Source organism: Herbaspirillum frisingense, assembly GCF_047325095.1.
GTDB lineage: Bacteria > Pseudomonadota > Gammaproteobacteria > Burkholderiales > Burkholderiaceae_D > Herbaspirillum > Herbaspirillum frisingense.
The window spans coordinates 1-22,331 of record NZ_CP168559.1; the positions used below are offsets into that span (position 1 = coordinate 1).

31 protein-coding genes are annotated in these 22,331 nt (G+C 59.5%); 2 read left to right on the forward strand and 29 right to left on the reverse strand.

The features are described from left to right. Positions 1–409: 409 nt before the first annotated feature. The 9 genes from ACEOAC_RS24345 to ACEOAC_RS24385 all read right to left on the reverse strand — a co-directional run bounded on the left by ACEOAC_RS24345 (position 410) and on the right by ACEOAC_RS24385 (position 5,711). Complete coding sequence (locus ACEOAC_RS24345) at positions 410–1,495, reverse strand: tyrosine-type recombinase/integrase (RefSeq protein ID WP_413443456.1); 1,086 nt, start codon at positions 1,493–1,495, stop codon at positions 410–412. A 240-nt stretch (positions 1,496–1,735) separates the two neighbouring features. Further along, entirely contained in the window at positions 1,736–2,098 is a 363-nt protein-coding gene (locus ACEOAC_RS24350; RefSeq protein WP_413443455.1) for a hypothetical protein, read from the reverse strand. After that, positions 2,095–2,241, reverse strand: a complete 147-nt coding sequence (locus ACEOAC_RS24355) for a hypothetical protein (protein ID WP_199181604.1) — start codon at positions 2,239–2,241, stop codon at positions 2,095–2,097. The genes ACEOAC_RS24350 and ACEOAC_RS24355 overlap by 4 nt, the downstream gene beginning before the upstream one ends. Next, entirely contained in the window at positions 2,238–4,289 is a 2,052-nt protein-coding gene (locus ACEOAC_RS24360) for a replication endonuclease (protein ID WP_413443454.1), read from the reverse strand. Before ACEOAC_RS24360 ends, ACEOAC_RS24355 begins: the two co-directional genes overlap by 4 nt. Continuing rightward, on the reverse strand, positions 4,279–4,632 hold the full coding sequence (locus tag ACEOAC_RS24365) for a hypothetical protein (protein WP_413443453.1): 354 nt from the start codon (positions 4,630–4,632) through the stop codon (positions 4,279–4,281). The genes ACEOAC_RS24360 and ACEOAC_RS24365 overlap by 11 nt, the downstream gene beginning before the upstream one ends. Positions 4,633–4,720: 88 nt before the next feature. Next, positions 4,721–4,948 (reverse strand): hypothetical protein, encoded by a 228-nt coding sequence (locus ACEOAC_RS24370; protein WP_413443452.1) that lies wholly within the window; start codon positions 4,946–4,948, stop codon positions 4,721–4,723. 79 nt (positions 4,949–5,027) lie between these two features. After that, positions 5,028–5,288 carry an ogr/Delta-like zinc finger family protein gene (locus tag ACEOAC_RS24375; protein WP_081626862.1) on the reverse strand — a complete coding sequence of 87 codons (261 nt, stop codon included), beginning with the start codon at positions 5,286–5,288 and terminating at the stop codon, positions 5,028–5,030. Beyond that, entirely contained in the window at positions 5,279–5,476 is a 198-nt protein-coding gene (locus tag ACEOAC_RS24380; protein WP_413443451.1) for a hypothetical protein, read from the reverse strand. Before ACEOAC_RS24380 ends, ACEOAC_RS24375 begins: the two co-directional genes overlap by 10 nt. Then, positions 5,469–5,711: a hypothetical protein gene (locus tag ACEOAC_RS24385; protein ID WP_017452874.1), complete on the reverse strand. Its 243-nt coding sequence runs from the start codon at positions 5,709–5,711 to the stop codon at positions 5,469–5,471. Before ACEOAC_RS24385 ends, ACEOAC_RS24380 begins: the two co-directional genes overlap by 8 nt. Positions 5,712–6,028: 317 nt before the next feature. Here ACEOAC_RS24385 and ACEOAC_RS24390 point away from each other — a divergent pair, with 317 nt between their 5' ends. Both ACEOAC_RS24390 and ACEOAC_RS24395 read left to right on the forward strand, forming a co-directional pair. After that, on the forward strand, positions 6,029–6,487 hold the full coding sequence (locus tag ACEOAC_RS24390; protein WP_413443450.1) for a helix-turn-helix domain-containing protein: 459 nt from the start codon (positions 6,029–6,031) through the stop codon (positions 6,485–6,487). Between the two features lie 93 nt (positions 6,488–6,580). After that, entirely contained in the window at positions 6,581–7,276 is a 696-nt protein-coding gene (locus ACEOAC_RS24395) for a hypothetical protein (protein WP_413443449.1), read from the forward strand. Here the strand turns inward: ACEOAC_RS24395 and ACEOAC_RS24400 are convergent, their stop codons facing one another. From ACEOAC_RS24400 to ACEOAC_RS24495, 20 genes are all read right to left on the reverse strand, one after another. Beyond that, the gene (locus ACEOAC_RS24400; protein WP_413443448.1) at positions 7,277–8,431 is read right to left on the reverse strand and encodes a phage late control D family protein; all 1,155 of its coding nucleotides are present in this window, start codon (positions 8,429–8,431) and stop codon (positions 7,277–7,279) included. A gap of 68 nt (positions 8,432–8,499) precedes the next feature. Beyond that, positions 8,500–9,051, reverse strand: a complete 552-nt coding sequence (locus ACEOAC_RS24405; RefSeq protein ID WP_413443447.1) for a phage tail protein — start codon at positions 9,049–9,051, stop codon at positions 8,500–8,502. Positions 9,052–9,062: 11 nt separating this feature from the next. Continuing rightward, on the reverse strand, positions 9,063–11,687 hold the full coding sequence (locus ACEOAC_RS24410; RefSeq protein WP_413628927.1) for a phage tail tape measure protein: 2,625 nt from the start codon (positions 11,685–11,687) through the stop codon (positions 9,063–9,065). Beyond that, positions 11,688–11,801 carry a GpE family phage tail protein gene (locus ACEOAC_RS24415; protein WP_006464173.1) on the reverse strand — a complete coding sequence of 38 codons (114 nt, stop codon included), beginning with the start codon at positions 11,799–11,801 and terminating at the stop codon, positions 11,688–11,690. It abuts the gene before it with no gap. An 8-nt stretch (positions 11,802–11,809) separates the two neighbouring features. Beyond that, positions 11,810–12,121 carry a phage tail assembly protein gene (locus tag ACEOAC_RS24420; protein WP_102663611.1) on the reverse strand — a complete coding sequence of 104 codons (312 nt, stop codon included), beginning with the start codon at positions 12,119–12,121 and terminating at the stop codon, positions 11,810–11,812. A 58-nt stretch (positions 12,122–12,179) separates the two neighbouring features. Continuing rightward, complete coding sequence (locus ACEOAC_RS24425) at positions 12,180–12,689, reverse strand: phage major tail tube protein (RefSeq protein WP_413444663.1); 510 nt, start codon at positions 12,687–12,689, stop codon at positions 12,180–12,182. A 53-nt stretch (positions 12,690–12,742) separates the two neighbouring features. Next, positions 12,743–13,912: a phage tail sheath protein gene (locus tag ACEOAC_RS24430; protein WP_413444664.1), complete on the reverse strand. Its 1,170-nt coding sequence runs from the start codon at positions 13,910–13,912 to the stop codon at positions 12,743–12,745. A gap of 67 nt (positions 13,913–13,979) precedes the next feature. Beyond that, entirely contained in the window at positions 13,980–14,300 is a 321-nt protein-coding gene (locus ACEOAC_RS24435; RefSeq protein WP_413444665.1) for a hypothetical protein, read from the reverse strand. Between the two features lie 2 nt (positions 14,301–14,302). Continuing rightward, the gene (locus tag ACEOAC_RS24440) at positions 14,303–16,189 is read right to left on the reverse strand and encodes a phage tail protein (RefSeq protein WP_413444666.1); all 1,887 of its coding nucleotides are present in this window, start codon (positions 16,187–16,189) and stop codon (positions 14,303–14,305) included. Continuing rightward, on the reverse strand, positions 16,186–16,806 hold the full coding sequence (locus ACEOAC_RS24445) for a phage tail protein I (protein ID WP_413444667.1): 621 nt from the start codon (positions 16,804–16,806) through the stop codon (positions 16,186–16,188). The genes ACEOAC_RS24440 and ACEOAC_RS24445 overlap by 4 nt, the downstream gene beginning before the upstream one ends. Further along, entirely contained in the window at positions 16,799–17,722 is a 924-nt protein-coding gene (locus tag ACEOAC_RS24450; protein ID WP_413444668.1) for a baseplate J/gp47 family protein, read from the reverse strand. The genes ACEOAC_RS24445 and ACEOAC_RS24450 overlap by 8 nt, the downstream gene beginning before the upstream one ends. After that, a complete protein-coding gene (locus ACEOAC_RS24455) occupies positions 17,719–18,063 on the reverse strand; it encodes a GPW/gp25 family protein (protein WP_234294679.1) in 345 nt (114 codons plus the stop codon). The genes ACEOAC_RS24450 and ACEOAC_RS24455 overlap by 4 nt, the downstream gene beginning before the upstream one ends. Continuing rightward, the gene (locus tag ACEOAC_RS24460; protein ID WP_413444669.1) at positions 18,060–18,704 is read right to left on the reverse strand and encodes a phage baseplate assembly protein V; all 645 of its coding nucleotides are present in this window, start codon (positions 18,702–18,704) and stop codon (positions 18,060–18,062) included. Before ACEOAC_RS24460 ends, ACEOAC_RS24455 begins: the two co-directional genes overlap by 4 nt. A 465-nt stretch (positions 18,705–19,169) precedes the next feature. Further along, positions 19,170–19,649 (reverse strand): phage virion morphogenesis protein, encoded by a 480-nt coding sequence (locus tag ACEOAC_RS24465; RefSeq protein ID WP_413444670.1) that lies wholly within the window; start codon positions 19,647–19,649, stop codon positions 19,170–19,172. Continuing rightward, complete coding sequence (locus ACEOAC_RS24470; protein ID WP_413444671.1) at positions 19,646–20,131, reverse strand: phage tail protein; 486 nt, start codon at positions 20,129–20,131, stop codon at positions 19,646–19,648. Before ACEOAC_RS24470 ends, ACEOAC_RS24465 begins: the two co-directional genes overlap by 4 nt. After that, positions 20,085–20,654 (reverse strand): lysis system i-spanin subunit Rz, encoded by a 570-nt coding sequence (locus tag ACEOAC_RS24475; RefSeq protein WP_413444672.1) that lies wholly within the window; start codon positions 20,652–20,654, stop codon positions 20,085–20,087. Before ACEOAC_RS24475 ends, ACEOAC_RS24470 begins: the two co-directional genes overlap by 47 nt. Next, entirely contained in the window at positions 20,651–21,181 is a 531-nt protein-coding gene (locus ACEOAC_RS24480) for a glycoside hydrolase family 104 protein (RefSeq protein WP_413444673.1), read from the reverse strand. The genes ACEOAC_RS24475 and ACEOAC_RS24480 overlap by 4 nt, the downstream gene beginning before the upstream one ends. After that, complete coding sequence (locus ACEOAC_RS24485) at positions 21,178–21,588, reverse strand: hypothetical protein (RefSeq protein ID WP_413444674.1); 411 nt, start codon at positions 21,586–21,588, stop codon at positions 21,178–21,180. Before ACEOAC_RS24485 ends, ACEOAC_RS24480 begins: the two co-directional genes overlap by 4 nt. A gap of 4 nt (positions 21,589–21,592) precedes the next feature. After that, positions 21,593–21,802: a tail protein X gene (locus tag ACEOAC_RS24490; RefSeq protein WP_006464189.1), complete on the reverse strand. Its 210-nt coding sequence runs from the start codon at positions 21,800–21,802 to the stop codon at positions 21,593–21,595. After that, positions 21,802–22,293: a head completion/stabilization protein gene (locus tag ACEOAC_RS24495; protein WP_413444675.1), complete on the reverse strand. Its 492-nt coding sequence runs from the start codon at positions 22,291–22,293 to the stop codon at positions 21,802–21,804. The genes ACEOAC_RS24490 and ACEOAC_RS24495 overlap by 1 nt, the downstream gene beginning before the upstream one ends. Positions 22,294–22,331 lie beyond the last annotated feature (38 nt).

The following is a 22,331-nucleotide window of genomic DNA, read 5'->3' on the forward strand; positions in this document are numbered from 1 at the left end:
CCGCAATTCCGACTTTGCTCCGCAATTTTTTCACTTACGCGATGTTGCCAAAAAACATTCGCATTTTATTTGAGTGGAATTTGAGGAACTATCAGGCTGCAAAGGCGCCCAACAAGCCTTGCAGCCAACTCCACTAGGCGGATACATGCCTGTCCATGAATATGAGTCGCCCGGTGGTGAGTTTCGATATCGGATATGGTATTCGCGACATCCAGAGGGCTGGGTAGTCGACGGTGCACAGGTCCTGCGTTTTAATGTGCCGCTGCTGCCACGGCGCCATCTGCGAGGCTCGTATCTCGATTCGTCAGAAGCAATTGCGAGAGGCATCAGTTGGTGCGAATTAATTGTGAAGCATGTTAAATCGGGCGATAGCCATGAAACGTGAAAAGCCGCCAGAGGGCGGCTTTTTCTATTCGGTCGGCATCACTTTCCGACCGCGGCGCTTACGAACGTAGTTTTCCGTCATCACCACACTCGCGTGACCAAGCTGTTGCTGAGCCTCGCGGATATCCTTGGTATTGTCCGTCTTGTCAGTGGCGGCCTTTGCACGCAGATCACGGAATTGAAAGTCGTCGCCATCGATACCAGCGGCAGCGCGGGCGGCCTCGAATCTGAATCTAAGTGCGGATTTTCCCAGCGGCTGTCCCTCTTCATTGACAATCAGCCGTGTCGAAACCACGACGCCGGAAATGCCGCGCTTTCTTGCCTTGATGCGTTCGATCAAAGCCGCGAGCTTTCCTTCGATAGAAATGCGTAGCTTGTGTCCAGTCTTGTTCTGACGCACTTCGATACTCCCTTCACGTAGGTGCGTTTCGTCAATTTTCAGCAGGTCAGCCGGCCGGCCCCCGGTAAGATATGCCAGGTCCATTGCCTCGCGTGTTGGTACGTCGGCTTTGCCCCACACAGCCTGGAAGGCGTCGTCGTAGACATAGGTTTCACGGCCATACTCGCGGAACGACTTGATGCCGGCGCATGGGTTCGGAAGATCGGTCAGCCCCTCGGCTCGCGCTGCATTCCAGATGTGCGAAATGAGCGACTTCTCACGATTGGCCGCTACTCGGCCTTCGTTGCCTTCCACCGGCTCTCCCTTCTTGCGCAATGCATCTTGCGTTCGCTGGACGCGCCAGGACAAAAACTGTTTGATGTGGATGGGCTTGATTTCTTCAAGGGGGGCCGGTGGATTATCGAAGAATGCAAGCAGTGTCTCAATCTGCCGCAATTTCTCTTCCCGCGTTTTCGGTGCATTCTCGATCAAGTATTTTTTCTGATAAACCTCGCACGCATATCGGAACGTCACCACCTTCGAGACGGTTGTGGGCGGCAGCGCCTCCAGCTCCGCCCACTTTCGCATGGCCTCTACATAGTTAGGGCCGAGAGGAATTTCGCGGCGCGGCTTGCCGCCAGCATCGTAGTAGTAGTAAATGACCCCACTGCGCTGCTCGCGTGCTCGCACGCCCCTCGGCAGGTTCGCGTTTTTCGATGGTTTACGTCCCATGTCATGCCCTTATTGCTGCTGGTTGCCACGCCTGCTTAGGCTCCGTAGTTGAACGGCGGGATTCTACTGCCGACACCAAGACGACAGGTTGGCCACGCGCATTCGGGATAAACGGTATGCCGGCCTCGCGTAAAAAGGCTGCTTGGAGCTGATGCTTGGTCCGCTTCACGCCCGCGCGCGTAGAGCCTCGCCGAATTCCAGTGAGGCGGTCCAGGCTCTCATTGTCAAGAAACAGCGCGCTCATGACTGCGGTTCCCTCTTTTCAAACTCACGACGTAGGCTGCTGCTGTAGTCACCAAGGCAAAGACGTTTGGCTTCCTGGGCCGAGGTATGGCGGCGTAGGTCTCCTGCATCATCCGAAGTGACGATGTCTGCCAGTGGAACGCCGCGAAACTGGCCGGCCAGCTCGTTATCCAGTTCCACCCAGGCAAACCGCTGGCCATTGCCCAGGTGCTGACGAATGACCGATACATAGCCGGCCAGCACGCCATCGTCGGGCGTGTTGAAGGTGATGCGGTCCAGGGACTGCGGGGGCTGCATCACGAAGTCACGCGGCTTGCTGCTGGTGGTGGCGATCACATCGAATTTCACGGGTGCATTCATTGATTCTTCTCCTTGGTGGCCGTTACGGAGCACACGCCAAAGCGATCGACGGCAGCGGCGATCACGTCGCAGCTATGGGCTGCGATGGCGGTGTAGGAATGGCGTGCGCTGGCAGTGCGCACGACGACGCGAAACGCGGTCATGGGGCGTTCCCTTTCGTTGGGTTGGTATCGATCGGAAGTTCGATCACATCGAGCCGGCCGGCGCGCCAGTCGGCCACCTGACGCGGCGTGCCGTAGCGCGGTGATTTGTCCGGCACCGGCACCATGCGTGGCCAGGGGCATGCCTTGATGGCATCCCAGGAGGCCAGCGCGCGGCGCTGCTCATCGGCCGTCATGGCCGACGCCGGGCCCCTCGGCATGTCATCGGCCACTGGCCGGGGCCAGGGGCATGCGCCCAGGGCAAGCCATGCATGCTCGATCTGCACGGCCTGGTCCGGCTGGAACATGACCGGTACTGGTGCCGTCTTCGGCTCGAAGGAAGCATCGGCCGCAAATCCAGTACTAGTGGGCTGCGTACAGTTATTTACACGAGTCCAAGGGAACCCCGAACCCGCCGATGTGCGGGCGTCGTGCCCTTGAACTGGCGTCCATGTATGCCGAACGGACTTGAACACTACCCCAGCCATTTGGCGGCACTGGACGCCATAGGGCATCACGCGTTCACACTCTTCATAGCGGCCGGTGACAGTCTTCGTTTCTTTGGCCAGAGTGACCATCAAATCGTCGCGCTTCACGATGGCACCGCCTTGGGCACGCAAATAGCTGGCCCAGCAAGCCCGCTTCTCGCCCTCGACCTTTTGTACGGCATCCCAGGCGGCGGCCATCGCCGGCGGTGCCTCTTGCACCATGTCTGCCGGAACGCGGCGCAGCTCGCGCCAGACGCTCACAGGTGCGCCGCCCCACTGCTGGAACTGCCGAATGCCCCAGCGAGCGGCCCAGGCTTCGACGCGCGCCGATGGCGTCAGCTCATAATCGCCGGCCGTGTCGGTGGTCACCACGTAGCCTTCTTTGGTCTTGTGGTCGGCTACGCCGTCAATGTTCTTGGCCACATATTTGGCGATGTAGCCGGCGGCGCTGCCCTTCGACCAGTCAATGCGCTTCACGTCAAGCCGGCGCTTGAAAGCACCCGGCTCACCACGGTCCACGCGCCAGGCGTAACGCTTCATGACGCGGATAGCGCGGCCGGCCACATCCTTGACGTGCGGGGTGGTGTAGCACGGCAAAGCGCGCACGAACACCAGCATGTGCCAGTGCGGGCATCCATCGTGATGCGGTTCGGCAATGCGGAAGCCGTACAGTCCGATGCCACGCCGTGCCAGAGCCGAGCGCGCCAGGGCCGTCATCTTGCCCAGGTACTTGTTAGCCGTGCGCGGATCGGAACCGTCATATTTCGGATTGGCCTTCCCACTGTGTAGCGTCGCGTGAAAGCGGGACGGACAAGACCACGTGAGGAACAGGCCTTCGTCCTTGCACTCTCGCGCGATGGTTTCAAAGCCGTTGATACGCAGCATGAGCTCCCCGCGCCGAATAGTTTTGTTGGCGGTGGTTTTCTCGGCCAGTTCCGCGATGCTGAATTCCTGGCCAGCCTCGTTGCGCACCCTGGTCGCTTCGAGGGCTGCTGCATTGCGCTTGTTCTGCGCCAGGCGCGACAGCACCGCATCATTGCTGGCATAGGGCTCGCCGTGATAGTGGACATAGCCCAAGCGGATATTGCCGCCCTCGAAGGCGCGGCCGACCACCTTACGCAGCTGGCGCCGCCACCAGCGAGGGTCCACTACCCGCGCAATGATGGCGCGCAGGTCATCGTCGTCCACCTCTGGCACGTCAATACCGTAATCGCTGCATTCCTGCTCGATGATGTCGCGGGCGTGCGTGTCGGAGATCGCCTTCCAGAGCATCTTCTTGACGTTCTCGGCGGCCTTCTCAGCAGTTGCGCAGATTTCCGCATCATCCTGCGAAAGATCAATTCCGGCGGGCACGTAGTGGGCGGCGAAGTCACGAACAAAATCAAGGGCGACCGGCTCGAAGATCCGGCGCCAGTGCCATACCGACATGAGTTCAAGCGCCTGACTAACAACACGGCCACGCCATTTCAGTGGGATGCGTTCCAATTCGCTGGCGAACTGGGGCGAATCGAGAAAAGCCTTGTGCTGGCGTCGTGTCTTCGCATCGACTTTTCTATACTGCATTGAGGGCTCTTTCGTAGGTCGAGATTGCGCGCAGCACGGCATGGCGCATGGCCAGGCGTTCGGCTTCGGTAAAGGAGTGAAGGGGGGATTCCCAGCGATCCGGCGAGAGCCCCGCCAGTGCCAGGATGTGCCGACGCACCGGCTTGGCAGTGGCCGCCCAGGAATAGGCGACGCGGATCTGATGGTTTGGCCGCTTGCGTGTGCGCAGCAGCATCATGGCCTTTTCCAGCTCTGCTTTTGCTGCCTCATCACCCGGTGGTGTTGGCACTTGGGCCGCACGCTCGCGCAGCAGATCCGTGACGGGACGGAAGGACGCATGATCCTTGATACGGGCGCAGCGCATGATCAGCCTTTCACCCAGCCCAGAGCCGACAGCACAGCCGGCGCCAGCAGCAGCAAGCCGGCAACGAAGTAACTCAGCACGCTACGCATCACCATTCCCCGAGCAGGCCATCAATGCGCTGCAGGCGCGCAGCGAGCCGGTTCGAAATGACATTCTTGCCTTCCCAAATGACGTTCCAGCGGACCTCGTCGATGAGCGCGGCCTTGTGCATCAGCATGCGCTGCGCGCAGCGGAATTCCTTCATATCCTCATCTAGTCGAAGCCTGGTCAAGGTGAGTGCGTTGATGGCTTTTTGCTGATCGGTAATCGTGGCCATGTTTTTTTAGGGTGAGCGAATCCCGCGTGCGCCATTCCGCGCACGGCAGGTATTGATTTATCGGGAGCGGGGCGGCCGCTTAGACGGTCGCGAGGTCTAGCGTCATCTGGTTCTTGGCAGCCAGAAATGCGCGCGAGGAAATCGGAATGCGTACTTCTGGATTTGGCATGGCCGACATCGATACCGTGCGCGAGACCTCAAGCGTGGCCACGAAGGTATGGCCGCATTCGACGTTCTGGCACTGGTACGTTATTTCTTTCATCATCGACGACATGGTGCGGCTTTTGGCCGCTCTCACACGATTCTGGCAGTGTGGGCACGGAATGCTGATTACGCGCATGGCTTCTTCCCCTCAACGGCATAAAGCACTCTCGCCTTGCCGGTAACACGCTTTGCACCTTCACGAACCGCAGCGGACAAAACGAACTCGGCGGCGTCTTCGATTGTCTCGAATCCCTCGCACACCATCAGCCTTTTCAGTGCCTCAACGAGTTCAGGGCTTGTCAGCGTGAGTTCGATATCAGGCATTTTGAGGCACTAAAAAGTGGCTCTTGAGCGCCTTGGTTTGCATGTTTTGATTGATTACTATGGGCACATCACGAGCAACAACGAACTCAACGGCCATATGTAGCATCATGTCGTGGGCCAAGGTCGCCAAGTTTTCGCCCTGCAGTTGTGCGAGCGACTTCATGAAAGCGTAGTTGTCGGCGTTGCAGCGGATCACGATTCTGTGATCGCGGATGTGTCGCGGATCGTCGTACATAGGTTCCCCCTTGGTCAGGCGGTTGCGGATTGGTGTTCTTTTTCGTAGGCCTGAATACCTTTCAGCACCATGAGGCGGAGAAAGGACGAGCGAGTTCGATGGTCTTGAACCGCATAGGCCGAGACTTTTTCCGCCTCGCGAGAATCCAGGCGGGTGGTCATAACCACCGATGTGACATCCCTTGTAGCCGTAATATCAGTTTCATTTCTCTGGTGCAACGAAATGGCGGATGTAGACATAGAGTAAAATTTGTATACGTCACTTAGCAATGACGGAAATATAGTATTTAAAAACATACCCGTCAAGAGTTTTCTAATATGGAATTAAATACATTTGGCGAGCGATTAAAGAGCGAGCGCAATAGGCTTGGCCTGTCGCAAGAAGCATTCGCTGCAGTCGGGGGCGTCAAAAAATTGGCCCAAATTTCTTACGAACAAGGGAAAACGCTTCCTGACATCGGTTTCATGGTGGCGGTGTCAAAGATCGGTGTTGATGTGACTTACGTCATGTTTGGAGTGCCTACTCCTGGAGCTTTGTCGGCTGAGGAGGATCAGTTACTGAGTGGTTTTCGAAAACTTGATCTTATGGGGAAGGTACGAGTGCTAGGTGTCATCGAAGGTGCAGTTCCTCATGAAAAACCTAAGTCTCGACATACGGTTTCAATCGGCGGCAGTGTAGGCCATCAGGTCAACGGGGATGTCTACGGCACAGTCAACAATGGGAATATTCCCAGCAAGGTGAAAGCCCCTGGCGAGAAGACCGAAAAGAAAAAATAGAAGGTGTGCAGTCGGCATCGGTCGTATTGCGCTCTTACTAGTTTTTTTTGCGTAACAGGTAGCCGATGTTTAAGCGTTATTGGCAGGGAAGTAATGGAGCACAAATTACATATTGCAGGGGATGTCACCCATCTGGTTAATGGTAACGTTCACGAGGCGCCGCAACTGAGTAGCGTGGTCACTCTTAATGTGTTGGGTGATAACAGGAAGGTAGAAACTCTTACGCAACTTCAGCGCCGCACCATCGCCGATTTAATCGATCAACTTTGCGCGAAGACAGGGGAGGAACGTTTAGCGCTGTACCGCATTATTCTGACGGATTTCGGTGCGACCAAAATGAAGTTCATGCCGCGCGAAAAGTACCCCCAGGTGAAAGCTCAAATCAATCAGTGGCTTGCCGAGGCTAAACAAGGTAATGAAGCCTCGAAAATGGACCCAACATCAATCCCCGAAAAAGAATCTAATAGCTCGCCACCAGAAGCGCCCGCACCTGTCGCCGTATCCCCATCCATCTGTTATACCTGTGTCGAGAAAGACATTGGCTACATGCGCTTACAGAGGAACACTCGCGGTCTATGGGTCTTGCTCATCCTCCTCGCTACGATATGTGGATGGTCACTCTACAAAATGCCTGCGCCGGCAACACCGGAACAGGTTGCAGAAAACACGTGTTTTTCTGAAGGCAAGGCATACTCGACCGGCGGCACCATCAGAGTGGATGGCGGCCTGGTCAAGGAATGCATCTACGACGCAACGGCCAGCAAATCATTTTGGTCGAAGCCCCGATAGTCAATCGGAGTTGTTTTCCGCGATGATCTCGCGGACCTCCTTTATCTTCGCCCACTCCAATGAAGCGGCACGGGCGGCACTTTGCTTGGTGGCATAGGTCCGTGTCAGTGTTTTGGCATTGTCGGCCTTCCCTGACAGCTCGGTGCCCTTGTTATTTTTATTCTTCGCTTTGTCGTGCCAATCCGCTTTCACGCCGGTAATGCCATCCTCTGGATCGTGATCAAGCTCACGCTCGGTATCGGCTTCCTCAGATTTGGTTTCGAACTCAATCCGCGTAGTAAAGCCGCTGCCGCTGATGGAATGCGTGACGGTCTTCGAAAGCCATTCCGTGGCATCGATATCTGCCTTGAACCCGGATACCAAAACGGGTGATTGCGGCATGATGCTGGCGTCGCCGAGAGCAAGTTGCATCTCGAAGGTGGCCAGGCCACGTTCAATGCGCTGCCACTCAGCCACTGCGGCAGCACGCGCATCGGCCTCATTCGCAAACGTGGTGCGCAAGCGCTTGCTGTTGCCAGCCTGGCCCGCGACGATACTGCGGCGACGCCCGTATTTCTCATCCATCCAGAAGGTGCGCACTCCGCTATAGGCGTCCGATTCCGAGCTGTGATAACGATGCTGGTCACCCAGCGCGCGCACCACCTTGACCACAGGCAGAGGCTTGCCGCCAGCGGTGCGGCTCTCGTTGATCGGCATGAACAGCAGCGTGTCATTCTTCACCGTGGCCACGGCATCATATTTCTTGCCCAGGCGGCGCAATAGCGCCGAATCGCTCTCATGCGTCTGGTCCAGGTGCTTGATAGCGATGCCGCGCAGGCCGGCAGAGATACCTGACGCCAGACCATTGCCGGCGGCAACGGCATCGACCACGGCGCCGAGCGTGGTCTCATGGAAGCTGCGATCCCGCTGCTGGCGAAACGCGTCAATCATGCTGGCCGACCTGGCGCGGATGGTGAGGCGGTCCGGCGCGCCACTATGCTCCACCTCGGAGACCACGAACGCCCCTTTGTCCACCAGGGGCGAACCCTGCCAGCCGAGGGCAAAATTCAGCCTCGCGCCCTTGGGCGGAATCTTCAGTTTGCCGTCAGTATCATCCAGCTCAATGTCCAACTGGTCAGCCTCGTCACCCCGACACTCGCGCAGAGTGATGCTCATGAGTCTGTCCGAGACCGGGCGGCTGATATCCTTGTCTTCGATGACGATACGGAAAGCTGGCGCGGTGCTCACTGGCCAATTCCACCGAACGTGCCGGCAATACCGCCGGCAGTCGTCTTGATGCCTTCGATGGCGCTGCCGACCACATCGCGCGCTTTGTCCGCGATGCTGTTCGTGATGCCGTCAATGTCGACCATGTTGCGCAGATCCGAGATATCCCCCAGGCCCAGCGACGACAGCACACTATCGTCGGTGCGCTTGAGCTTGATGGTGAATTCAATGCGCTTGGCATCGCCGTCACCATCGATCACCGTACGCCCCTCGTCCATGCTCTCGATGACATAGGAACCATAGATGCGCCCGGTTCCCTGGATCAGGAACCAGCTCTTGCCGGTATCGGCCATCAGGCGCAAGGCATCCAGCGAGAACACGCTACCGGTCAACTCCGGTGCAATCCAGCCCGATAGCGTGATGATGTCGTCTCCCTTGCCGGTGTACTGCAGGGCATCGCGCCGGCCTACGCGCGAATTACCGGCGAACTTCCATTGCGTCTGCCGCTGCAGTTCCTGATAGGCCAGCGTGGGCAGGCTGAAGACGAACATTCCCAAGACCATCATCATGATGTGACTCCTTAATCCCAATCGGCGAGGTTCGAACGCTGGCGCGAGGCCTTCACGCGGTCCCGCCGGTCCAGCTCGGCGGCCACCGCGCGGGCGATGGCCTGTTCATCCATGCCAGGGGCCGGCTGGATGATGATTTGCACGGTGTCCCCCTGATAGACGACGGGCTGAGCGCTGCCCGCGCTGATCGGCGGCCGGCTATCAAAGGCCATCGCAGGCATGCTGCCCACGCCAATGGCCACAGCCGCGCCGGCACTGGCCAGCTTGCCGGCCAGGCTGCTAACAGTAGATAGCGGCCCGTCCTGGCCACGATTCAAGCCCACGGCCAAGCCTTGCATGGTGTAGTCGCCCAGCTCGGCAAAGACACGGCTCGGGCTATGGATATCGAGCTTTTCCTTGAACCAGCCGATAACGCTGGCACCGGTGCCCAACACCGCATCCTTGACGGCGCCGATGCCGCTGGTGATGCCGTTGACCAGGCCGCGCAGGATCATGGCGCCGAACTCGGTAAACTTGGCCGGCAGATCAATGCCGAACCAGCTCAGCACGCCAGCAAACGCCTGGTAGAACAGGCCCACCGGCGACCAATTCAAAATCAGCGCGCCCACGCCGGCCAAGCCGCCCGCGAAGGCGCCGCGTACCTGCTGCCATAGGTTGCCGAAGAAGCCGGCAATGGGTTCCCAATTGCGATATAGCAGATAGGCAGCAACAGCGATGGCGGTCACTGCCAGGCCGATAGGATTCATCAGAAAGATCCGCCCCAGCCACATGAAGACTGTTCCAACGCCGCGCAGGATGGGCATGAGCAAACCGCTTTGCAGGCCGATCTTGGCGAACAGGACGTGCAACATGGCATAGGGACCGATGATCGAGGCCAGGGCCAGCATCAGCGGCCCCATCACCACCATGATGGCGGCGATGGCGGAAAAGCCCACGATCATGGCCTTGGCGGTGGCCGGATTGCGCTCCATGAAACCAGTCAGCGCCTGGACCGCAGTGGCGGCCATCTGCAGGCCTGAAGCGTAGAGCGGCAGAATCTTGGTGCCCAGTTCCAGTTTCAAGTCAGCTACTTTGGACAGGGTTTCCAGTTCCTGGCCGCTGGCCGTGTCGCGGCCGAGCTTGTCGAGCTCGTCGATGTTGGCGGCGCCCCGGTTCAATTTCTCGTTCTTGTGAATCTGCGCGCGCTGCTGGTACATGGTGGAAAAGAGCTGCGCGGCCGTGCGGTTCGAGAAGATGCCGCCGATGGCATCGAGGATGCCTTTCTCGTCGGTGATGCCCTTGCTGGCCAGCTGCGGCAACAGCACTTTCTCCATCCATTCGAATTGGTTCTCGCGGAACAGGTCCGCGCCTTTGATGGCGCCCGGGTTCAGGAAGGAGACCTGGCCGGCCTTGTCATGCTTGACCTTCGATTGATCGCCGATCAGGCCCAGGTCAGCCAGCATGCTGATAGAACGCTTGGTGGTCCGGCCTTGATAGAGGTTCTGATAGGCACTCATCATCGAGGTGCCGACCCGGTTACCGCCCATTTCCTGCACGAGGGATTCCATCTGGTAATAAAAGGACTCATCCTTGAGACCCTTGGCCGCGATACCGCCCGTCTTGATCAGGTTCAGCCACTCGCCCGGACCGACCCGGCCACCGGTGGCCGTCAATACCTGTTGCACCATGTTGGCCTGTTTGGAGAACGTGCCGATGTCCTTGGTGCCGTTGCGCATTTCGATGACCTTCAGCATATCCATGAACTTGCGCTCGTTCTCGGCGCCCTCGGCCTCCCCGTAGAAGGCGTGATTGCCAAATTTCATCTTGGCCATCATGGGCGCGACCATTTCGGCGTGGTGCGTGTCACCAAAGGCCGTGATGCCATCGCGCAGCAATTGCAGATTGTCGAGCTGGCTGGTGCCGTAGGTCTTCATGTCGCGCGCGAACTTGATCGCCTCGGCCGTGGCCGCCGGCCCCAGGCCTAGCGCACGTACGCGGCCGTTCTCGGTCTCATAGTGTTTCGCTTCCTTCAGGCCCGCCAGTGCCGGCGCGCCCAGCGCAGCCCCGGTGGCCGTGGCACCTACGCCGGCCGCTGCCAGGCCGCCGGCAGTGCTGCGCAACTTGTCCGCCCGCTGCCGGGCACTGGCCATGGCCTGCTGCTGGCGCTGGCTGGCCGCCAGCTTCTTCTGTTGGTCGGCCAGCTCGGCATTGGTGGCGGCGATACTGTTCTTGAGCCAGGTCTGTGCATTAGCCAGCTGGCGCGACCCAATGCCGGCGTCGGCCAGGCGCTCGCGCAGCGCGCGATACTGCATGCCTTGCCGCTCGCTGGCGTCCTGCAGCGACTTGACGCTGCGCACCGCTGCATTGAATTCGCGCGTCATGGCACGGGTCGGGTTCTCGGTGCCCTTCATTCTGGCCGCCAGCTCGGCGACACGCTGCTGCGCGGTGGACAGTTCGGCATTCGTCTTGCGCATGCCCTGGTGCAGCTCGCGCAGGCCGTCGAGGTCTTTTTGTTGCTTGTTCAGCTCACGCAGGCGGTCGCTGGTGTCCCTGAGCGCCTTTCCGGTATCGCGGGCGCCGCCGGTGATCTTCTTCAGCGGGGCGGTGATTTTCTCCATCATGGAGAACACGACCTGCATTTTCAGTTCATTTGCCATCTATTCCGCCCCGCTGCGCACTCTGGCGCGCTCGCGCCACTTCATCAGGTCTGCTAGTTCCAAGTCATCCATCGCGGCCGGCGGCCAATGGAACACGGTCGCGATGTCCGCCATGGCGTCTTCTACTTCGATTGGGAGACCAAGGCGCGGTCCGCCTTCGGTGCCAAAAAAACGGAGACTTCCATGCCGCACTTGATCAGGTCGGCCGGGTCCATTGCGGCAACGTCGAATTGCGTCAGGGGCGGTTCGCTGATGCGCGGCAGCACCACCTGCAGTGCGCTCACGTTCATATTCATCAGATCCATCAGGCTGACACCGCGCAGCGCCCCGGACTTGGGCCGGCGCAAGGTCAGTTCGGTGATTTGGGTATTGCCGCGCATGAGCGGTTCGTCCAGTTCGATGACGGCGGTTTCGATTTTGATGGGAGTAGTCATGGTGTTCCTTGTGAGAATGGAGAAAGTACGAGCCAGGCGGCGCAGTGCCGCCTAGCGCTTACAGCCCGATAGCCTTGTTGATCGCAGCGCGGCGATCTTCACCGCCTACGATTTCGATGCCGTTCATGAAATCGAAGTCGAAGATCACTTCGCCGTCGATGGTGAGTTTGTAGGCACTCAGCGGCATGGTGAATTTCTGAGTCGTGTCGTCGGCCAACTTGGCAGTGCCCATATCGACTTCTTTGTAGCGACCACGCACGACGACTTCCACCGCCTGGACGCGGGCGTCATCGTCGCTCTGATAGGCACCCGCAAAGCGCAGCTGCACCGCGCCGTGGGTCGCGGCCGCATACTTCTTCAGCGACTCTTTCACCAGGCCGCCGGCCGTCCATTCGAGCTGCATTGCTTCCTGGCCGAAGTCAACCGATACCGGACCAGACATCCCGCCCGCACGATATTCCTCCATCTTGCGCGACAGCTTCGGCAAGGTCACTTCGGTGGCCTGGCCGGAATAGTTGAACCCGTCTTCGAACAGGTTGAAATCCTTCAGTTTGCTGGGCATCCCCATTTTTCATACTCCTTTCAATAGATGCGAAAGGCGGCCGGACCGGCCGCCGTTACTTACGCGGAGACCCGGGCGCTGAAGTCGGCCAGATATTGGTCGGTGATGCGCTGTTGCAGCAGCAGGTTTTCCAGCGGTGGCACCGGCGTGTAGTTGTAGTCGATGGTCAGCTTGCCCGACTTCAACGAGTCCACATCGTTGAACTCTTCATCGAACCAGGCTTCACCGTCGATGATGTAGCCGCTGGCGCGCAGCTGTCGGAACTTGTTATTGATGCTGGCCAGGATGTCGCGGACGAGGGACGGATTGAGAGGCTTGTCGACGAATTCGAACATCGCCTCGGCGATGGTGTCACGCAGGACCTGCGCGGTGCGGGTGTAGCTCTCGAATGGGAAATAGCCGCCCTGTGCCTCGCAGGTACGGGAACCCCAGAAGCGGTAGCCGCTCATGTTGATGAGGGTGGTGACCTCTTTCGCGTTCAGAATGCCGGCATCGGTCGCCGGGTCCTGCAGGTCCCAGGACACGTCCTTGCTGATGCCGGTCGGGCCATTGATGACCATATTGGAAATAGTCTTGTGCCATCCGATGGTCTCGTCCAGCTTGGCGCGCATGCCCAGCGCATAGCAGACTGCGGAGATACTGGCGTCCGCCTTTTGCTCCGAATCCCAGTCGAGGAAATCAGGCCAGATCAGCATCAATTCGCGCTGGCCAAACTGGCCACGGTAGTTCGTCGCCTCCACGGCAGTGGCGCCGCGTGCATAGGCATACACGAAGGCGCGCAGGGTCTGAGCGATACTCACCAGCTCATTGGTCACCGCCTGGCTGTCCAGTCCGGGCGCGCCCAGAATACGCGGCTTGAAACCGAATTTGCTCTGTGCGGCCAGCAATGCCTGCGCGCCGGTGTATTTGCCGTCGCTCACGCCGCCGATCACGTTGTTGCTCAGTTCCGCCGGATCGTCGGACTCTTCCACCCGGACGACGATGGTCAGCGGCTTGGCCTGCTTGCCGATGGCCTTCAAGGTGCGCAGCAGCGTACCGGATTTGCCGGCCTTGCCTTGTGCAGCGATGACATTCGTCAGCAGGACGGGGACATTCAGCGGAAAGGCGGTCGGGTCCGCGTCGTCTGCCGTGGCGATCAAGCCGATGACGGCGGTCGAGATGGTGCGGATGGGCCGGCTACCCTCGTTGACCTCGACAACCCGTACGCCGTGGTGATAATCAGTTGCCATTGTTCATACTCCTTTGGTTTCAGTGCGGCTTTCGCCGGATTTCAGATTCGGTACGGCAAGGTGCCGCTCATATAGGAAGGCGCAAACTCAGCAATGCGAGCGCGGCCGAGGATAGAGACGGCAGCACCACGTCCAGCACCTGCCATTTGTCCCAGTTCCAGGGAAACCATCCGTACCCCCATGACGCTGCCGGATCGGTGGCATGGCCGTGCAATTCTTCGACTTCCAGCTTTTTGCGCGACCAGTACCACACCACCACCGCAAGCACGCCGGCCGAGGCGCCGCACAGTAGTGCGACCGGTAGCTGGATTAATAGGCCTTCCAGACAGTGCGAAAGGCTCAGGCGCCAGCGGGCGCCCCCAAGCCAGATAATGAGTTTTGCGAGCATGCTTAGGCCCCTGTGTATTGAACGAAGCACAATGCGTAATAGGGCGGCAAATTGCTGATGTCTGCGCCCCCGCCAGTATTGGCCGCACTGGCCGTAACTCCGGTCTTGCTGCTGGTGGTGTGCTGCGGCGAGGTCGCACCGATCGTTTGCCCACCGCTGATGTTTTGGCCACTCTGGTAGGAACCAGGGTTGTAAGTGGTCACGTCGTGATAGTGGCCAGGATCGTTGACCGTGATCGCGTGCGTGTGCGACGGCAACTGCGCGGCAGACAGCTTGTAAGAAGCTGCGCCACCCGTCGCGCCGGTGGCATAGGCACCCCCTGCGGCCACAATGAACCTGTCGGAGAGGTTCGACGTACCATTGGCGCCGGTGGCGAGATGCCAGCCCGCTCCCCATGCCGCAGCGACGGCCGCCTCTGTCGCTTGGCCCGACCACATGCGCACCTCACCGAGGACCGGAGATATGCCGGCCACGTCACTGCGGCTGGCCAGGATGGCGGACGCCGGCAAGCCGCTCCATACCGCATCGGCCGGTGCAGCGGCGATCACATCCGCTGTGATGCCATATCGGTTCGTCGGCGCCATCTCCAGCAGCACAGTGCGCCAGGCATTCGTTACCGGGCCATTCGGGTCCGTGCTCAAATCAACGTACACCTCGGATACACCGGTGGTCACGCCGCTGACATGTGTCTTGAAGGTGGAGACGTATTGCATCGCCCGATCTACTGCCGATCCATGGACAGAGACGATGCTGATATCGCCTTGCTTGACCGCAAATTCGATCACGGCCACTGAAGCGCTGGAACCGTAGCCCAGGTGGAGCCGGAATAGCCACTGCGCCGAGCTGGCGCCTACCGGCACATTGGCCAGGCGCAGAATTGCAGTGGTGGCATTGATCGTCCCGGACAGCAGCGTTCTCCATGGGGCACTATCGTCCAGGGCGGCCGCCACAAACTCAGTGGTCGCCAGTTGCTTGGACACGGTGCCGAGCGGCGCAGTGTCCGCCTTTGGCGTGCCGGTGAAAGTCGGCGAGGCCAAAGGTGCCTTCTGCGCCAGCGCATTGGTCACCGTGGCGGAAAAATTGGCGTCGTTACCCATGGCGTCCGCCAATTCCTTCAGGGTATCGAGTGCCGAGGGAGCATTCCCGACCAAGGAAGCGATTTCACTGCGCACAAAGGCGGTCGTGGCCAGCTGGGTATTATTGGTGCCGGAAGCGGCCGTAGGCGCTTTCGGCGTGCCAGTAAAAGTCGGTGAAGCCAAATCGGCCTTGAGGGCGAGAGCCTTGGCGGTGAACTCAGTAGTTGCCAACTGGGTAGTGCTGGTGCCAGCGGCGGCCGTTGGCGCCTTCGGCACGCCTGTAAAAGTCGGCGATGCCAAGGGCGCCAAGTCAGCATGCTTGTGGTCCTTGGGGGCGGCATAGACGATGATGGCGTCATCCACGTACTTGCGCGTAGCCAGCACCACGGTGGGATCAATCTTCAGCTCAATGGCCGATGCGCTGGCTACCAGCAGAACGATGCGGATCTGTTGATCTTTGCCCGATCCGGACGCGAGCGCCGGTTTCAGGCTTGGCGGGCAATTCGCGACAATGATCAAGTCGCCGTCTTCATCAAAGACGCCAATCTCGCGCACCCACCAGCCGCCCACCTCGGCAGGCAGAACCTGTTCGATGATCAGCTGGCTGGCGTCATTCTCGTCGGGAAAGATCGTATTGATCAGTGCTCGGCGTTGCTCATTGACCAGGGCCTTCTGCTTGCGGCTGGGGATTGGGGTTTCCCCGTTGCCGTCGCCGACCGCCATATATTTGAGCTTCAGCGGTTCGCCCAGGGCAATCGCCTTGGCAATCTTGGCTTCGCCGATTTCAGTTGGAAGAGAGTAATAGTCGCTCATGGGTAGATGGTCATGACTTCAATGAGGTGGGCAGTGGTGCCGATGTGAATTCTTCCGGTGGATTCGACCTGGCCAGGAATCCAGGGGTAGACGGTAATGGCCTCACCCATCTGCACCAGGCCACCGATATAGATAGCGCCGCGCGATTCGAGGTGGATACGCAGGCCGGTCAGGTGTCGAGACAGAGGCTTGGCGTCGTCAATGAGCCGTTCCATCTCGGCGAACATCTCTTCGGTGATGCCCGTCTCCAGCACACCGACATCGAGCGCGAAGGTGCCACGGCGGCCAGGCGGGTCTGTCTGCCACCATTCGGTGATCCTGATCACGTAGCCCAGCGACTCGACCACGCCACGAACGGCGGCGATAGTGCCCTTGTGCTGATGGATATAGCGGGATGCCTTGATGGTCTTGCGCTTGATCGACTCGGACCAGCCATCGTCCCAGCGGTCCACAGAAAATGACCAGGCGAGGAAGGGCAGCAAGGCCACGGGACAGCGGTCAGGGTTCCAGAGGTCGCGAAGCGGGACCGGCGTCTTGGCCAGTTCTGCGCAGGCGCGTGCAAGAGCACGTTCCAGCGCAGTGGTGTTCGGGGGCAAGGTAGGCACCGGGTTATACATCGTCGACCTCTTCCAGCACCTCGGCAGTGATAGTGATGGCGGTGCAGCGGGCGGCCTGCGTCCTGCCGCACAGGATGTCGGCCGCTGGCGATTTGATGAGCACGTTGCGCACTCCCTCGACCTTGAGTGCCGCCACGTAGGCATTCCGATAGACGCTATAGCCGAGTGGGCGCGCCGGATTTGCCATGGCGGCCGCGTTCGCCCTTGCGGCACTGATGGCAATGGGCGCCTCGGGGCGTTTTTCGACATACACGACGGCTTCCAGTACGTAATCAGTGACGTCCCCTTGCACCACCGTCACCAGATCGCCCAGCGGGCGCACGTCTTCAGCCGACAGCGCGTCTTCTACCGCCTGCAGCACTTCGGGCGGCGCCTGCCAGTCGGTAGAGGTCGCCAAGACAGCCACCACCACCTCGCAAGGCGCCGGGCTGACGGCACGGGCATCGAGCACGCGACCATCGGCACTGCGCGCATGGAATTCATAAGCATTGCGAGGGCCGGCCGTGGACAGAGCGTCCGGCGCTTCCTGGATGCGCAGTCGGTATGCATCGTCGTCTTCGCGCACTTCCTCCACCGGAGGCGATGCATCCGGATCGGCCTCGATCAGCACCAGGCGCTTGACGTTGGTGTTTGCCCCGATCTGGTCAAGGTCGGCATCGATGGCGAAAGGCAGCATGACCGCACGGGCGGCATCATTGACACGGTTGCGCAGCAGCAGCTCTTGATAGGCGTTCTCCTGCAGCAGCTTCGTGGCCGGCTCCGACTCCAGGGACAGCACTTTGGCGGCGGCCTCGCGTTGTTCCTGTGACAGCAATGCCAGTACGGCCGCCTTGCGATTGGCAAGGATGGTCTCGTAATCCAGGGTTTCCAGCACTTGCGGCGCCGGCAACAGGGAAAGGTCGATAGGGGAACTCATTGCATGGCCCCTTCGCGGACCTGCACCGAGAATTCAATTGCCTTTCCGTTGGTCACCGCCTGCAGCACGACCGAAATCGCACCCGTTGCGTCACGGTTCAGATTGACCGCCGAAAGGGAAATCCGCGGCTCCCACAGCGCCAGGCGATAGGCCACGGCAGCATAGATGCGCATGACCGTAACCCCGTTCAGGGGCTGGTCGATCAATTCAGGGATTTCCGATCCATAGGCACGGCGGTAGATGCGGGTGCCCAGGGGCGTCATGAGGATGTCACGCACGGACTGGCGGATGTGGTCCAGCAGTGACATGCTGCGGCCGGTAGATGCGTCCATGGCGATCATGGCACCGGCCCTCCCGACTGTTCATCGCCGCGCTTGATTTCACTATGTGCATGGCCGCGCAAGCTGATAGGACCTGCCTTCACGTCGCCGGTTGCCGCTACGTCTCCATCGATGGTCATGGCAGCGCCACCGCCGCCGCCCTCGACCTTAGCGCCTTGCTTCAATGCGCTGAAGCCCTCCACCAGCAGATTGCCTTTGATGGTCACATCGCCGGTGCAGGTAGTTTGCGGTGCGTCGGCGGTCACCGTATCTGCCTTGACCAGCGCCGAGCCACCCGCCGGCAGAATGGCCGACAGCGCATGCGTACTGAAATCGTAGAGCACTACGGCGCCATCAGGGTAGTGAATGGAGCGAACCTTATGATTGGATTGGGGCGCCGGTGACTCGGCCGAGAACAGACCGGCCAGGACTTTGCCCTGCGTCAGATCGCCGTTCGGCGAAAAGACGATGACCTGCTCACCGATGGAAGGCGGGGACCAGTGGACGACATCCCCAGCGCGCAGCGCGATCCACTGCAGCCAGGTGGTCAGCAGCGAAGGCGACAAGCGCACGCGCACCTTGTCCGCATTGATCTCGGCAATCTTGCCGATGCGGATCAAATTTGGGATGGTGCGAATGAGTTCGGAGAGGTCGGGCGTCATGCAACCCATGTTGCCGGATCGCGCGTGGGAAGGCACTTGGCGGCGGGTTGATATCCGCCTTATCGACTCTCAAAAAACAAATCAGCTTGTCTCTGCTGGTTGGTGGAAGCTTATGTGAATAAGCTAGTTACCAGGAATTTTTTTCTATGCATGCAACTATTTAATGTTGTCGTTCGATGCTGCAGTGAGATCCGAGTATTCGGCTATGTACATTTCGACCTGCAGGCTCCTCGTTCTCATGTCTACAAGCAGTGCCCTCAGCGCTCGCATACTATCTCGGCACTGTTGGCGGTCTATTGGAACTCCCATATTGAGGCTTACGGCCGACGCTAACACAGCCGCGCATTCTCTATTTAATCGTTCCATTTCAACTACTTGATTCACGAATTTTTTCTTCTGTTCCATTTTCCATCCCGCCAGCTAAGTACAGTGGAGCAATTTGACAAATACTTTCCACTCAGCAGTTTATCGTAACGATAAGTCGTTTGTGAGATGCTCCAAGATGCTCCGGCGAAGCTCAACAATATCGCCTGCCGAAAAACCTAGCAGTGTCCGGACAGGGTATTTGTAACTCGGGCCACGCGGCGCTACCTTGTCAGGCAACCCATCATGATGCACTCGCGCAATGCGTGCCACCTTGCCAAAGAAGCCGACTGATGCCTGCTCCGCATCCGCCTGGATTTGCAGATAGGTATTCGTGCGCAGCTTGCCGAACATAGCCGCTTTCTGTCGTTTGATCCGTCCGGATTTACCGCGTAGTTCCTTGCGATTCTTGCGCGCCGGATAGGGCGTGCCGTCTGGCGCCACTTGCTGCGCGATCAGGCGGGCGTGCTCGCACCGCAAGTCATTGGCAACTTTACGTACGAGCTGGCGCCGCTGTGTCGGCTGCAGCTTGGCAATGAGGGCGCCGGCCCATTCCTCCAGGCGTTGCAGATCATCACTCATGGCAGCTTCGGCACATCCCATTCGGCTAGCAGGGTCTCGCCCTGGTAGAGCCGCCAGAAATCATCCGGGAAAGGTGGAGTAAGTTGCGGCTCGGCCGCATGAGCGATTTCCAGGCGGCCACCGTCGTGTCGCTTCACGATAGTGCGCTCGGTGAGCGCCAGCTTGATGGACAAGTCCAGAGATGTGGCGTTGTTCATATCCACCTCGAAACGTATCGCCTTCTTGGCATTCTCAGGATTGGCGAAGGCTTCGCGCTGGTGAACCCGCATCCACGCCAGCAGCGGCACGAACACCAGATCGAGGTCCATACCGATATCAGTCAAGATCAAGTTCAGCACATAGTCATACTCGAAGGAAAGACCGGCCGTGCCGGTGGCGCGTGATCCGCCCTCATCGATGAAGATGTGCAGTTTGTCCGGATTCTGCACCAGATCCTTAATGGCCTTGCGCAGATAGTCCCGTAGATTGTTGGGCTTGTACATTCAGCTTCTCGCGCAAGGCGTTGTAGGCATCGATCAGGGCATTGCTTTGTCGGATGGCGTCATCACCTTCGCTGGCGATGTCGTCAAGAAATTCTGCTGCCGCTGGCGTAAGTTCGGCTCGCGCTTCTTGGCCAGGTCGGCCGGCAGTGCCGGTATCTGCGCAACCGGCCCCGGTGGGCACTGAAGCGATGACAGGGACTGACAGCCGGATAGCGCCACTGCGCACACCAGCAATAAAGGTGTCTTTCTCATTGCGTGCAGCATCCCTTTCATTGGTGAGTTTGTCGGTAATGGCCTGGATGGCGTCGCGGGCGTCGCGCTCGGCCTGCAGCACCTGTTGCGTGCGCTCGGCCCGGGCATCAGCGGCCGCCTGATTGGCGGCAGCAATGCCGGATTTCAGGTTGTCGATATCCGCATTCTTTCGCCACCCCTGAATTGTCCATGCTGCAGCAAAGGCCAGGGCCAGCAAACTGGTGCCGAGCAAGACGCGCAGGCGCGTGCGCCACTTGTCCGTGAGCGTCATGCCAGCACTCCGCCGGCTTCCACGAAGGCAAGGTGCAGTTCCTCACTGGTCTTCAGGGTGGGCAGCACGATGGCTTCGCCACCTTCCCGCGTGAATGCTTTTTCCAGATCGATATAGCGGTGCTCGAATTGGCCATAGCCAGCGCCCGGCAAGGAAGCCCAGATGTTTTTGCATTTGGGGATGGCGTCTCCCAGGCGGCCCGCGTCGATGTCGGGCAAGGCCCGGCATTCCTTGATCTGCTGCAGAGCGATAGTGTCTTGCACGTCTGGCCCGAAGCCCGTCAGGCCGAGCCGTTGGCGATAAATGTCGTAGTAGCGCATCAGCAATTGGTAACCGCCGGCCGCAGTGGACCAATTCTTGATGCGTGGAATCCAGACACGCACCCGGGGATGATCGGCATAACTGGCGAAACGGGTTCGGCCGACGATCTGGTCATATCCCCGGTCACGCGTGGTCGGCGAATTCGAGGTGCCTTCAGAAAAGCGCAGCATGCCCAGGAAAGCGCGACGATTATCGATGGCGTTCAAATCGACTCCTTCACGTCACGCGCCAGCTCGGCAATGTCTTTGCCTTGGCGCCGCTGAAACCACAGGGCCACGGCCCGGGTGATCCACCAGGCCGGCGCGCCTACCATCAAATCGACCGGCTTCGGTCCGAGCACAGCGGCCACCATCGGCGCGTGCTGCAGCAGCACCGAAAACGCCAGGTCGCCGAACATGATGGAGAACGCACCGGCGCAGGCCAGCCGCACCACAAATTCCTTCTCATTGAACGAGCCGTCTGCATTGCGTGGTGGCAGAACGATATACAGCAGCGCCGCGCCGACCATGCCGAGCACGGCCTTGATGCCGTAGATTTTCAGGATGGCAGCGATGCCACCGGCGGATTCTGCTGCCATAACTTGATTTCCCCTTGTCAGTGATTTGCTGTTCATGTCGTCATTCCCACAAACTGATGCTGTCGCGCGCGCTGGTCGGCGCTTCCATCGCATCCGGCAGCGTGACCATCGTGCCCGCCGGCAGCACGGCGCCAAGCGCCGCAAGCGATGGATTCAAGGTCAGTGCCTGTTCCACATAGCCGCTGCTGGCGCCCAGGTAGCGAAACACCAGTGCATCGAGCGTGTCGCCCTGCTGGCTACGTACCTGCATCAGATCAGCTCTACGGTCGCATGCGTTCGGCCGAGAATGTCATTGATGGCCCAATGCCCATTACGGCGCTGCACGTCCGGTGCCGTGTCCATCCATTCCATGTTCTTCTTGTCGGTCAGCGCGCTCGCGGTGGTGTCGTAGTCCCGGTAGCTCTCGAAAATGTCGGCCTTGGCGAAGCTATAGACTGCTCGGCGGTAGTGCGCCAGGTACTGGCTTTCTCCATCTACCTGCAGCGCCGGCACCTGTTCCAGCTTCTCGATACCGCTGGCCAGGTGCTGCAGTTGCCAGTCGCGTAGCAACCGATTGGCCGTCAGAATTGCGTCCACCAGGGCAGGGCGTAGGCGTGCATCGGTTACTGTCGAGTCCAGCCGCATGGCGTCCCGCATGGCTAACAAGCTGATGTCTGGGAAAAATCCGTCGTTGGTGATGGCCTTCACCTCTGCCGGCGCGGCCGGTGCCGGCGTCACCGGTACGTCATCGATGTAGTTCATGGTCTTGGAGAATGTAGGGGGCGGTGGCCGGGACATCC